Below are 12,570 nucleotides of genomic sequence, written 5' to 3'. Positions count from 1 at the left end.
GGATGGACTTCGTCCTAGGCCCCAAAGCGGAATCGGCAGGCTACCGGCTTATCGCTCTATCCTCGGTCGACTCGACGAATTCGGAGGCGATGCGGCGGGCGCGAAGTGGCGACGCCGGGCGCCTGTGGGTGGCGACGACGCATCAGACGGCCGGACATGGACGGCGCGGGCGCGCCTGGTCGACAGAACCCGGCAATCTCGCGTCGAGCGTGCTCCTCCTCGTGCCGCGGGGCGTGAATGCCGCCAATCTGGGCTTCGTGGCCGGCCTTGCTCTTCACGACGCACTCGGCGCCTGTGCTCCGGCTCTCGGGCTTCACGTCGCGCTCGACGGAACCTCGGACGGCAAGAACAACCGCCTAACGCTCAAATGGCCGAACGACGCGCTGATCGACGGCGGCAAGGTGTCGGGTATTTTGCTCGAGGCCTCGAATGCGGGCGATGGCTTGATGGCCGTCGTCATCGGAATCGGTGTCAACGTTGTTCGGACTCCGCCGGATCTGCCCTATGCTGCAACTTCACTTGTCGACCTGGGCGTTGAGGGGATTGGCGCAGAAGACGTGTTCGCGCGCCTTGCCGATGCCTGGGTGGATCAAGAAAACCTGTGGGCTGGCGGCCGCGGCTTTGCGGCCATCCGCGATGCTTGGCTGGAGCGCGCCTCTGGTCTCGGGGCGCCGGTTGCGGTGAAACTCGGTGACGAGATTATCCGAGGCACCTTCGATTCCATCGACGATGAAGGACGCCTACTCGTGCGGACAGCAAGCGGAGCTATGAGAGCGGTGACCGCGGGCGATGTTCATTTCAGCGCCGCCGCGACCGTACGGATTTGATGATGGTTCATAAGAGCAAAGAAACGAACGAAGACCTCGTCTTCGTGCCCTTGGGTGGTGTCGGCGAGATCGGCATGAATCTCGCGCTTTACGGGATCGGTCCCGCACGGCGGCGGCGCTATATTGCCGTCGATATGGGCGTGGCTTTCGGCCACGACAATCTGCCCGGGGTCGATGCTGTCCTGCCTGACATCTCCTATCTGGAGGAACGGGCAGATCGCCTCGACGGGATTTTCATCACCCATGCGCACGAGGATCATTTCGGCGCACTCTTCGATTTCTGGCCGAAGCTGAAGGCGCCGGTCTATATGACGGCGTTTGCCGCTGGTCTTCTGGCAGCCAAGAGGGCCGGCGAAATCGGCGCTCCCGACATCCCGGTGACGGTGGTCGAACAGGGCGACAGGGTATCAGCCGGCCCGTTTGAGGTCGAATATGTGCCGGTTTCCCACTCGATTCCCGAGCCGAGCGCACTGGCGATACGTTCTGCAGCCGGCACTGTGGTCCATTCTGGCGACTGGAAGATAGATCCGACGCCGGGTCTGGGTCGGCCGATCGACGAGGTTCGCCTTGCGGAGATCGGTCGGGAAGGGGTGCGCGCACTCGTTTGCGATTCGACCAACGCCGTACGCGACGGCATCAGCCCGAGCGAGGCCGAGGTCGCCGCCGTTTTGAAAGAAATCATCGCCGGCGCCAAGCAGCGCGTTGCGGTTACCACCTTCGCCAGCAATGTCGCACGGCTGAAGGCGGTCGCGGAGGCGGCACAGGCCGCAGAGCGCGAAGTGGTCGTCGTCGGGCGGTCACTCGACCGTGCCATCTCTGTGGCGCGCGAGCTCGGTTACCTCGACGGGCTTCCGCCCTTCCACAATCAGGAGGCCTACGGCTACCTGCCGCGTGACAAGGTCGTCGCGTTGATGACGGGTAGCCAGGGAGAGCCGCGTGCTGCGTTGGCACGTATCGCGTCCAACGATCACCCGGCGGTGGCGCTTTCGCCCGGCGATATGGTGATTTTTTCGTCGCGCACGATTCCCGGCAATGAGCGGGCGGTCAACGGCATCATCAACGGCCTGATCGACCTCGGCGCCGAGGTGATTACCGACAGGCTTGGCCTCGTGCATGTCTCGGGGCACCCCCGGCGCGATGAGCTGCGGCGTCTCTACGAGCTCCTGCGCCCGCAATTGTTGGTTCCCGTTCACGGTGAGGCCCTGCATCTCCACGAGCAGGCGAAGCTCGGTCGTGCCGCCGGCATCCCGGAGGTTCTGGAGATGCGCAACGGTGATCTCGCACGCCTGGCTCCAGGACCCGGCGAGGTCATCTCCAAGATCGGGGCAGGGCAGATGTTCCGCGATGGGCGCCTTCTCTTGGCGCCGGAACAGAGCGGTGTCGCCGAACGGCGACGACTGTCGTTCGCAGGTGCGGTCTTTGTTTCTCTCGTCATGAGTGAGAAGGGCGAGCCATTGGGTGATCCGCAGGTCGCTCTGATCGGGCTGCCGGCATGCGACAGCGAGGGCGAGTTGTTGCAGGGCATCGTCGAGGACACCGTGGACGACACGCTCGATTCCCTGCCCAAGGCAAAGCGTCGCGATGAAGCAAGTGTCCAGGAATCGCTTCGGCGCGCTATACGCAGCGAGATCGCGGCGATCTGGGGCAAGAAGCCTTCCGTCGCCGTCACCGTCAGTTACGTCTGAGGAATACCATGCTGGGTCGGCTCAATCATATTGCTATCGCCGTCAGTGATCTCGGCGCTGCCACGGCACTTTATCGCGACACGCTTGGAGCCGAGGTGTCTGAGCCGCAGCCCTTGCCCGAGCACGGCGTTACCGTCGTCTTTGTGGTCCTGCCGAACACCAAGGTGGAGCTCTTGGAGCCTCTCGGCGAGAAGTCGCCGATTGCTGCCTTCCTCGAACGGAGCCCCGCCGGTGGCATCCACCACATCTGCTACGAGGTCTCCGATATTCTGGCGGCCCGTGATCGCCTCAAGGCCGAGGGAAAGCGTGTCCTTGGCGATGGCGAGCCGAAGATCGGAGCGCATGGCAAGCCGGTTCTCTTTCTGCATCCGAAGGACTTCAATGGCACCCTCGTGGAGATTGAGGAGGCCTAGGACGTGTCCTGGATCAGCGCTCTTGCCGTCTATTTTGTAATCTGGTGGCTGGTGCTGTTCGCCGTCCTGCCTTTCGGGGTGCGCACCCAGGAGGAGGAGGGCGAGGTGACGCTGGGCACGGACCGCGCAGCGCCGGCAGTTCCGCGTATGTGGTGGAAGCTTCTGGCGACCTCACTGGTCGCGGCTCTCATCTTTGGCGTCGTCTATCTCGCGATCGCCGTCTTCGGGGTGACTTTGGAAGATCTCGTCGTCTGAGCGACTCGCGACGTGCACCGAGGCGCGAGAAGCGCCAATAAAAAAGGCAAGGCCTCAGCCTTGCCTACTCGTTCAGTTCTTTGTTCTGTTGCCGCTTCTCGTTCGATGCGGGAGCAGCTTGATTCCGTTTCCTTCCTAGACCGGCCGCCGTTTATGCGTTGTTTCACCGCATGAGGCAAAGGTGACAGTAACGAAGTGACGCAGGCTTGTCACCTAGCTTCCACAAGAAATGCGTCTTTTTTGGTCGCGCGCTGCTCAAACTTGGTGCAGGCGTTCGTTGGCTTGGGAAACACCGGCTGCGCGCTTGCCAAGCCGCCCCCGATACGGTTTCAGTGCGCGCGCACAATCTGACCTATGGATCGCTTCAATGCGACTGTCCCGATATTTCCTGCCCATCCTCAAAGAAGACCCGAAGGAAGCGGAGATCGTCTCCCATCGCCTGATGCTCCGCGCGGGTATGATTCGCCAGCAATCTGCTGGGATCTATTCGTGGTTGCCGCTCGGCAAGCGTGTGCTCGACAAAGTGAGCGCCATTGTCCGGGAGGAGCAGAATCGCGCTGGTGCGCTCGAAATCCTGATGCCGACGATCCAATCGGCGGATCTGTGGATCGAAAGCGGGCGCTACAACGATTACGGGCAGGAGATGCTGCGCATCCGCGACCGTCATGATCGGGCGCTGCTCTATGGTCCGACAGCGGAAGAGATGGTCACCGACATCTTCCGCAGCCATGTGCGCTCCTACCGGGATCTGCCGCTCAATCTCTATCATCTCCAGTGGAAGTTCCGCGACGAGGTGCGCCCCCGCTTCGGCGTGATGCGCTCGCGGGAGTTTCTGATGAAGGACGCGTATTCCTTCGATCTCGACTATGAGGGGGCGCGCGCGGCCTACAACCGGATGTTCGTCGCCTATCTGAGGACGTTCTCCCGCTTCGGCCTGCAGCCGATTCCGATGCGTGCGGAAACCGGGCCGATTGGCGGCGATCTCAGCCACGAATTCATCATCCTCGCCGACACCGGTGAAAGCGCGGTGTATTGCGATAAGGCGCTTTTGGATCTGCCGATTCCCGGAGAAGACACGGATTTCACCGCCGATCTGACGCCGATTTTCGACGCGTGGACGGGCCCTTACGCGGCGACCGACGACATGCACGATCCGGCCGCCTTCGAGGCGGTGCCGGAAGAGCGGCGGGTTTCCGCACGCGGTATCGAAATCGGCCATATTTTCTACTTCGGCACCAAGTACTCAGAGCCCATGAAGGCCATGGTGACGAATCAAGACGGAGAGATGGTGCCGGTCCATATGGGCTCCTATGGCATCGGCCCGTCGCGCGTGGTCGCCGCGATCATCGAGGCGAGCCACGACGATGCGGGTATCATCTGGCCGAAGAGCGTCGCACCTTTCGATCTCGGTCTGGTCAATCTGAAGCCGGGCGACGCAGCGACGGATGAAATCGCAGAGGGGCTGACCGTGCGCCTGGAGAAGGCCGGTCTTGAGGTTCTCTATGATGACGTCGATGCGCGCGCAGGGGCCAAATTCGCAACGATGGACCTGATCGGCCTGCCGACCCAGCTCGTCGTCGGCCCGCGCGGCGCGGCCTCGGGCGAGGTCGAGGTCAAAGATCGCGCCACGGGCGCCAAAGAGACGTTGTCGCTCGATGAGGCGGTCAATCGCCTCGTGCACGAGAAGGCCTGAGCTTGGTGGAAAAAGCCGCAAAGGGGGAGGCAGAGGTCGCCGGCGAATCGGCAGGCAAACGCGGCAGCGCGTCGGGCGCCGCAACGCGGCCTTTTTCGGCGTATGAATGGATGCTGGCGCTGCGCTACCTTCGGCCGCGGCGCAAAGAGGCGTTCATTTCCGTCATTGCTGGCTTCTCTTTTCTCGGCATCTGCCTGGGTGTCGCGACGCTCGTGATCGTGATGGCCGTGATGAACGGCTTTCGCGCCGAGCTTCTCGACAAGATCCTCGGCATCAACGGCCATCTCATTCTGCAGCCGATCGACACGCCTTTGACCGACTATGACGCGGTCGCCAAACGTGTGACCGCTGTGCCGGGCGTGCGCGCGGCGATCCCTCTCGTGGAGGGCCAGGCGCTCGCATCTGGGGCAACGAGCGGCGGCTCCGGCGTGCTGGTGCGCGGCATCCGAGGCGCGGATCTCGAAAAAGTCCCAGGCATTGCCGGCAACATTCAAGAAGGCGGCGGGATTGCCGATTTCGATACGGCGGGGGGCGTCGCCGTCGGCAGCCGGCTTGCCCAGTCTCTCGGCCTTTTTGTTGGCGACAACATCACCCTGGTCAGTCCACGTGGGGCCGTCACACCGATGGGCGTGGCGCCACGGGTCAAAGCCTATCCGATCGTTGCGATCTTTGAGATCGGCATGTCGGAATACGATTCCACCTTCGTGTTCATGCCTCTCGAAGAGGCCCAGGCCTACTTCAACAAGGGCGAGGAGGTCGGTGCGATCGAGGTCTATCTCGACAATCCCGACGATGTTGAGGCCATGCGCGGCAAGGTCGAAGAGGCTGCGGGCCGGCCCGTCTATTCATCCGATTGGCGCCAGCGCAACGTCACGTTCTTCTCCGCCCTCGAGGTCGAACGCAACGTGATGTTCATCATCCTGACGCTGATCGTGCTCGTTGCGGCCCTCAACATCATCTCCGGCCTGATCATGCTGGTGAAGGACAAGGGTCACGATATCGCGATCCTGCGCACGATGGGGGCAACGCGAGGAGCGATCCTGCGGATCTTCTTCATCACGGGAGCAAGCATCGGCGTCGTCGGCACGCTCGTCGGCGTGGCTCTCGGTGCGCTCGTCTGCGCCAACATCGAGACCCTGCGCGAGTTCGTGACCTGGATCACGCGCACCGAAGTGTTCTCACCGGAGCTCTATTATTTGAGCCGTCTGCCCGCCGATATGGACGTGGGAGAGACGCTGTCGATCATGGTGATGGCGATCATTCTCTCCTTCCTCGCCACGCTCTATCCCGCCTGGCGCGCAGCCAAGCTCGATCCTGTTGAGGCATTGCGCTACGAATGAGCCACACGGCAGACATCCCCGCGCTCAGCCTTGAGAAGGTCGTGCGCGTCTATCAGAGCGGCAGCGGAGACCTTCCGATCCTGCAAGGAGCGGATCTCACGCTTTTTCCAGGCGAGCTCGTTGCGCTCGTCGCCCCCTCGGGGGCCGGCAAGTCGACGCTCCTGCATATGGCCGGACTTCTCGAGAAGCCGGATGACGGGCAGGTATGGGTGGCCGGCGAGGCGACCGTTGGCCTCGATGACGGCGAGCGTACGGCTTTGCGACGACGCACCATCGGTTTTGTCTACCAGTTCCATCATCTCCTGCCGGAATTCTCCGCGCTCGAGAATTGCGTCATCCCGCAAATGATCGCCGGCCTTTCCCGTCAGGAAGCGACGGAACGTGCGCGCCAGCTGCTGGCCTATTTGCGCGTCGATCACCGTGCCGATCATCGCCCGGCGGAGCTTTCCGGTGGCGAACAGCAACGCGTGGCGATTGCCCGCGCGTTCGCCAATGCGCCCCGGCTCCTTCTGGCGGACGAACCAACCGGCAATCTCGACCCCAAGACATCAGACCATGTGTTTGATGCCTTGACCCGGCTTGTGCGCGAAACGCGCCTGGCGGGGCTGGTTGCGACCCACAACCTCGCTCTGGCAAAGCGCATGGATCGCACCGTCACGCTGAGAGACGGCAAAATCGTGCCGTACGAGAGCGATTGAGCTTGTCCGACAATTTTGGGACGGATGGGTGAACGACGCCGCACCGTTCCAGCTGCACGCATCGCTCGCTATCTGAGATCCAAACAACTTTCCCCCGACCTGGCCGGTTGAACACGTGCGCCGGGCAGGACGCGTCCACGGCCGGTCTTCAGCTCGGCATAAGCTCTGCTTGGTCGGTTTCTTTTGGATGGCGCTGAGCCCGTAGACCCGGGTCAGCGACGACCCGCGATGCGTCTTTGCCGCGGAGCCGGCTCTCCCCCGTGTCAGAACCTCGTCTTTCCGCCTGTGCAAATCGGGGGGCTCGCGAACTCGTAGTCGCGAAACAGCCGCGATGCCCTCATCGGGCAACAGAGGCGGCAGGGTTGACAGAAATCAAAAAGCAGAACAAGATGGGAACAAAGAGGGAGTATACGATGAATATGTTCGCTTCTGAGCTTCTGTCTTTCGCTGCAACGGTCGTGCTGACGGCCTCTCTATATGTCCTGAGCCTTGGGTTGTTCGCTCCCCTTTGAGGCCTTGTCCGAGCGGGCGTCGCGGTTCGTTCGCCGGAACCGCTGGGCGGAAGTCTTGGTCGCTCACGATGACCGATCAGTCGGTGATGCCGGGTTGGGCTTAGCTCAGAGATGACTTGGGGCAGGCTCAGATCCCGGCAGATCACTTGAAGGCTCTCCGGCCGGGAAGGCGGGGGCCGTTGCGCTCAGGGTGAAGAGCAGGAATTGCGTGACCTGGCCGAGCGGGTTGAAATTGTCGTCTGAGGCAAGGACGAGCGAGGGGTGGCCGTCGATCTGCGGGCCAAAGCTTGCGGCCTCGATGTTGTCGAGGTCGAGGCCGAAGGCTCCCTCGTCGAGAATGAACCAGGGCGTCTTTCGAACCGTGCGGACATCGCGATCCGCGATGCTTTCAAGACCGGAAATGTCGTCCGCGTTGTCGAGCGTGACGACATAGATGACGATGTGGTTGCCGACGCCGGCCGCATATGAGCGTTCGATGACGAGGAGGCGGCCGTCGGCAAGCGCGAGCGCTTCTGAAACGCCATTGTCGGCGCCTCCGAGCGGAAATGCCGGGGCGCGGAAGATCGGATCGGTTTCGTAGATGTACTCGGCGACGACTTTACCGGATGTGAGGTCGAAGACGATGATGCGCGACAGGCTTCCGGCGTAAAGCGTTGCCTGACTGCCGTCCTGGATGAGCGCGTTTTCGGTGATGGCGTAAAGACGCTTGTTGTCCGGGGAGAGGGCGATCGCCTCGAAGCCGAGATTGGGGCGCACGCCGCGGCTGCCGTGCGCTTTCGGCAAGTAGGCGTCTGGCAAGGAGAGCCCTCGGCTCGCGCTGCCGTCGAGGTTGGAAACGAAGATCTCCGGAGTGCCGTCCTGGTTGCTCTCGCTCGACCAGTAGAGATGCTTGCCGGACGCCGCGAGCCTCAAAGCCTCCGGATCGATATCACCTTCAGAGAACTGGCCGCCGTCCGGAGACGTGAGGACATGCATGGAGGCGATGTTGGCGCCGTGGATGCCGTCTGCGTCGAGGGTCAGGCGGAGCTTGTAATAGCGTGCCGGTCCACGCTGCGCGCGGTCGTCTGAGAGCGCATAAAACGTGTCGCTGGCCGCATCATAGTCGAGACCGGAAATGCCTCCGAAAGTCGTGCCCTCGACCTTCAGGTTGTGCGGCAACGTCAAGGCCCCACGGAAGACGGGCGAAGGCAGGCTGCCGGCCTCCGCGGCTCTGCCTGGAGCGGGCGCCGCGACGGCGACGAGGAAGACGAGGAGGCCCGGGAATAGGGACACAAAGGAAGGTGAGCGCACGGCGGAGATCTTTGGGCGATTCGTATGTCTCTTAGGAAGCGCAGCTTGGCGACGGATGCATGACGGCACCATCGCGGCGTGCCTGACTTGGCGTCGCAGCGGGAGGGGCGTGACGCCGGCATTGAGAGAGATGAATGGGGACGAGGGCCGCTCGTGCCTGTCGCTCGGTCGTCACCAGCGATACAAGTGGCGTAGAGGAGTTCACCCTTGGCACCGCATTTCATCCATCTCAATTGTCATTCGGCCTTTTCGCTGCTGGAGGGCGCTCTCCCGGTCGCAAAGCTCATCAAGCTCGCCAAGAGCGCGGGCATGCCCGCAGTGGGCGTGACCGATTCGGCCAATCTCTTTGGCGCGTTGGAATTTTCTCAAAAAGCCTCAGGCTCTGGGATCCAGCCGCTCATCGGCTGCAAATTGCCCGTGGCCTTGTCGGAGAATGTGGAGCGCCGCGCCGACCCGCACTTCCGAGCCGCCGGGCGGGAGCATCTCTTTTTGCTCTGCGCCAACGAAACCGGCTGGCAGAACCTCGTCCACCTCGTCACCGCCTATTATCTCGGCGAAGATTCGGCCGGCTTGCCGCTGACGGCGCCGCTTTTGCAGGCGTATGGCGAAGGGCTTCTGGCGATGACGGGCGGTCATGACGGAGTGCTCTATCCGTCCATCTTCGGCAATCGCCCGGAGGATGCCGCGGGACGCCTGACGACGCTTCAGACGATTTTTCAGGACAGGCTTTACGTGGCGATCGAGCGCCACGGAATGCAGATCGAGATGTCTGCTGAAGCGGGTGTTCTGGACCTTGCCTATGCGCGCGACGTGCCGATCGTCGCGACGAATGAACCGTTCTTCGCAACCGAGGACGATTACGAATCGCATGATGCGCTCCTCGCGGTCGCTGAAGGCCGCGTCGTCTCTGAAGATGATCGCAGGCAGCTCACGCGCCAGCATGGCTTCTTGTCGGCCGAGGCGATGGCGGAAAAATTCGCCGATCTGCCCGAGGCGATAGAAAACACCGTCGAGATTGCCGTCCGCTGCCAGATGCGGCCGAAGACGCGCCGGCCGATCCTGCCGCGTTTCGTCGGAGGGATGGCGGCCGATTCCGAGACGGCGGAAGCACATGAGGCCGCCGAACTGCGCGAGCAGGCGGAGGCTGGGCTGAAAATGCGTCTCGCCAAACATGGCTGCGCGCCGGGCCTCAGCGTGGAGGATTACGAGAAACGTTTGAGTTTCGAGCTCGGCATCATCGAGAAGATGAAGTTCCCGGGCTACTTCCTGATCGTTTCCGACTTCATCAAATGGGCGAAGGAACACGGCATCCCGGTTGGGCCCGGCCGTGGTTCGGGCGCGGGTTCGGTGGTCGCCTGGTCGCTGACGATTACCGATCTCGATCCGTTGCGTTTCAACCTTCTTTTCGAGCGCTTCCTCAATCCGGAGCGCGTGTCGATGCCGGACTTTGACGTCGATTTCTGTCAGGAGCGGCGCGACGAGGTCATCTCCTACGTCCAGGAGCGCTACGGCAAGGCCCAGGTGGCCCAGATCATCACCTTCGGGACGCTGCAGGCGCGCGCTGCCCTGCGTGATGTCGGTCGCGTGCTCGAGATGCCCTACGGTCAGGTCGATCGGCTCTGCAAATTGGTGCCGGCCGATCCGTCGAACCCGGTCACTCTGGCCCAGGCCGTCGCCGACGAGCCGCGCTTCCAGGAAGAGATCGAGCGCGAGCCCGTGGTCGGTCGTCTCATCGATATAGCTACACGGCTTGAGGGGCTTTATCGCCACGCCTCGACGCATGCTGCGGGTATCGTCATTGGTGACCGCCGGCTTGAGGAGCTGGTGCCGCTTTACCGTGACCCGCGCTCAAATCTGCCCGTCACCCAGTTCAACATGAAATGGGTGGAGCAGGCCGGTCTCGTCAAATTCGACTTTCTTGGCCTCAAGACTCTGACCGTGCTCGACAAAGCGGTCCGCCTCTTGCGCAAAAGAGAGATCGATTGCGATCTTGCGGCCTTGCCCCTCGACGATCCGACGACCTTTGCCATGCTGGCGCGCGGCGAGACAGTGGGCGTGTTCCAGCTGGAAAGCCAAGGCATGCGCCGCGCGCTCGTCGGTATGCGCGCCGACCGTTTCGAGGACATCATCGCTCTCGTCGCGCTCTACCGGCCGGGACCGATGGACAACATCCCGACCTACAACAGGCGCAAGCACGGCGAGGAAGAGCCGGATTATCTCCTGCCCGAACTCGAGCCGACGCTGAAGGAGACCTACGGCGTCATCATCTATCAGGAGCAGGTGATGCAGATCGCCCAGCTCCTGTCGGGCTACTCGCTCGGTGAAGCCGATCTTCTTCGTCGCGCCATGGGCAAGAAGATCAAGGCGGAGATGGACGCCCAGCGCGAGCGTTTCGTCGAAGGCGCCAAGGCGCATGGCGTGAAAGCCGCCGATGCTGCCATGGTCTTCGACCTCGTGGCGAAGTTCGCAAGCTACGGTTTCAACAAATCGCACGCGGCGGCCTATGCGCTGGTCGCCTATCAGACCGCCTTTTTGAAGGCCAATCATCCGGCCGAGTTCCTCGCCGCGTCGATGACGCTCGACATGGGCAACACCGACAAGCTCAACGAATTTCGGCTGGAGGCAAAGCGCCTCGGCATCGAGGTGCTTCCGCCCGATATCAACCGCTCCGGCACGTTCTTCGACGTGGAGGAGGGCGCCATCGTCTATGCGCTGTCGGCCTTGAAGGGCGTTGGCCAACACGCGGTTGAGCATATCGTCGAATCCCGGCGTGATGGGCCGTTTGTCGATCTCGCCGACTTCGTGGCACGCACAGATCCGAGAGTGATCGGCCGACGTGCCATGGAATGCCTGGCGCAGGCGGGCGCATTTGATTCGCTCGGCCTGGACCGCGCCACCGTCTTTGCCAATGTCGGCCGGCTTCTGCGCTCCGGCACCGAGCATCATGCGCGCCAGGAGGCGGGCGTTGTCGATCTCTTTGCTGCGCCGAGCGATGCTCCTGAGCTCAACCTTCTGCCTGCCGATCCGTGGATGCAGTCGGAAAAGCTGATGCGCGAGCTCGCGGCCGTCGGAGCCTATCTATCCGGGCATCCGCTCGATGCCTACTCCGACATCGTGCGGAAGAAAGGGGGCAGCTCGTGGAAGGATTTCGCCGATAAGGTGCGAAGACTGGGCGCCGAGGCCGGGCTGATCGCCTCGACTGTCGTGCGCAAACAGGAGAAGCGGACGCGCTCCGGTGGCCGCATAGGCATTCTGACGCTGTCTGATCCCTCGGGACAGTTCGAGGCGGTGCTGTATCAGGAGCAGCTTTTCGAATGGCGTGACAAGCTTGAGCCGGGACGCTCATATCTGTTCCGGCTGACCGCCGAGATGGAAGACGAGACGGACGACCTCAGGGTGCGCATCGTCGGCGTCGAGCCGCTTGAGGAAATGGCGGCGCAGCTCAGTATGGCGCTCACGGTTTATTTGAACGATAGCGATCCGGTCGAACGCTTGGCGAGCCGCCTGAACGGACCCGGTCAGTCACAGGTTTCGTTGGTGCTTTTGCGCCGAGATGAAAACCGCGAAATCGAGATCAGATTGCCTGGGAGGTATCAGGTCACGCCACAAGTTGCGAGCGCAATCAAGGCAGTACCGGGGGTGGTTCACGTAGATCTTCAATAACGTGGGGCAGCCGCCTGAAGGCTTGCTGGTTGGCTTATAGCCGCACTCGGTCTGGTTTTTGGCGTTTCTGCAGCGATGTCGCCCGCCGCCCGAAACCTCTGCAACTTGCGAAGCGTGGCTCGCATGCCCATTTGGGCGTTGCAAAAAAACGGCCTGGCGCTTATAGGACCGCCCATCACACACGCAGGGTATTT

General features: G+C 62.4%; 9 protein-coding genes. 8 read left to right on the top strand and 1 reads right to left on the bottom strand.

Annotation, left to right across the window (positions count from 1 at the left end; genetic code table 11):
* Nucleotides 1-2: 2 nt before the first annotated feature.
* The 7 genes from J2R99_RS15975 (at nucleotide 3) to J2R99_RS15945 (ending at nucleotide 6,911) form a co-directional block, all read left to right on the top strand.
* A complete protein-coding gene (locus tag J2R99_RS15975; protein WP_307155379.1) occupies nucleotides 3-827 on the top strand; it encodes a biotin--[acetyl-CoA-carboxylase] ligase in 825 nt (274 codons plus the stop codon).
* A complete protein-coding gene (locus J2R99_RS15970) occupies nucleotides 827-2,512 on the top strand; it encodes a ribonuclease J (protein ID WP_307155378.1) in 1,686 nt (561 codons plus the stop codon). Before J2R99_RS15975 ends, J2R99_RS15970 begins: the two co-directional genes overlap by 1 nt.
* An 8-nt stretch (nucleotides 2,513-2,520) precedes the next feature.
* On the top strand, nucleotides 2,521-2,925 hold the full coding sequence (mce, locus tag J2R99_RS15965) for a methylmalonyl-CoA epimerase (RefSeq protein ID WP_307155377.1): 405 nt from the start codon (nucleotides 2,521-2,523) through the stop codon (nucleotides 2,923-2,925).
* A 3-nt stretch (nucleotides 2,926-2,928) separates the two neighbouring features.
* Nucleotides 2,929-3,180 carry a DUF1467 family protein gene (locus J2R99_RS15960; RefSeq protein WP_307155376.1) on the top strand — a complete coding sequence of 84 codons (252 nt, stop codon included), beginning with the start codon at nucleotides 2,929-2,931 and terminating at the stop codon, nucleotides 3,178-3,180.
* 367 nt (nucleotides 3,181-3,547) lie between these two features.
* Nucleotides 3,548-4,873, top strand: coding sequence for a proline--tRNA ligase (gene proS, locus J2R99_RS15955; RefSeq protein ID WP_307155375.1), 1,326 nt, complete (start codon nucleotides 3,548-3,550; stop codon nucleotides 4,871-4,873).
* 110 nt (nucleotides 4,874-4,983) lie between these two features.
* Nucleotides 4,984-6,213: a lipoprotein-releasing ABC transporter permease subunit gene (locus J2R99_RS15950; protein ID WP_307155742.1), complete on the top strand. Its 1,230-nt coding sequence runs from the start codon at nucleotides 4,984-4,986 to the stop codon at nucleotides 6,211-6,213.
* The gene (locus tag J2R99_RS15945) at nucleotides 6,210-6,911 is read left to right on the top strand and encodes an ABC transporter ATP-binding protein (protein WP_307155374.1); all 702 of its coding nucleotides are present in this window, start codon (nucleotides 6,210-6,212) and stop codon (nucleotides 6,909-6,911) included. The genes J2R99_RS15950 and J2R99_RS15945 overlap by 4 nt, the downstream gene beginning before the upstream one ends.
* A gap of 617 nt (nucleotides 6,912-7,528) precedes the next feature.
* Here the strand turns inward: J2R99_RS15945 and J2R99_RS15940 are convergent.
* Nucleotides 7,529-8,713, bottom strand: a complete 1,185-nt coding sequence (locus J2R99_RS15940; RefSeq protein WP_307155373.1) for an esterase-like activity of phytase family protein — start codon at nucleotides 8,711-8,713, stop codon at nucleotides 7,529-7,531.
* Between the two features lie 207 nt (nucleotides 8,714-8,920).
* On the opposite strand from J2R99_RS15940, the gene dnaE reads away from it, so the two are divergent.
* On the top strand, nucleotides 8,921-12,376 hold the full coding sequence (gene dnaE / locus J2R99_RS15935; RefSeq protein WP_307155372.1) for a DNA polymerase III subunit alpha: 3,456 nt from the start codon (nucleotides 8,921-8,923) through the stop codon (nucleotides 12,374-12,376).
* The last annotated feature ends 194 nt before the right edge of the window (nucleotides 12,377-12,570 follow it).

It is taken from the genome of Rhodopseudomonas julia (genome assembly GCF_030813515.1).
Lineage (GTDB): Bacteria > Pseudomonadota > Alphaproteobacteria > Rhizobiales > Afifellaceae > Afifella > Afifella julia.
This window is presented reverse-complemented; position numbering and strand designations above follow the sequence as displayed.

Bases quoted from the DNA above. Each gene is read 5' to 3' on its own strand.
- J2R99_RS15975 (WP_307155379.1), top strand. From the start codon at position 3: ATGGACTTCGTCCTAGGCCCCAAAGCGGAATCGGCAGGCTACCGGCTT.
- J2R99_RS15970 (WP_307155378.1), top strand. From the start codon at position 827: ATGATGGTTCATAAGAGCAAAGAAACGAACGAAGACCTCGTCTTCGTG.
- mce (WP_307155377.1), top strand. From the start codon at position 2,521: ATGCTGGGTCGGCTCAATCATATTGCTATCGCCGTCAGTGATCTCGGC.
- proS (WP_307155375.1), top strand. From the start codon at position 3,548: ATGCGACTGTCCCGATATTTCCTGCCCATCCTCAAAGAAGACCCGAAG.
- J2R99_RS15950 (WP_307155742.1), top strand. From the start codon at position 4,984: ATGCTGGCGCTGCGCTACCTTCGGCCGCGGCGCAAAGAGGCGTTCATT.
- J2R99_RS15945 (WP_307155374.1), top strand. From the start codon at position 6,210: ATGAGCCACACGGCAGACATCCCCGCGCTCAGCCTTGAGAAGGTCGTG.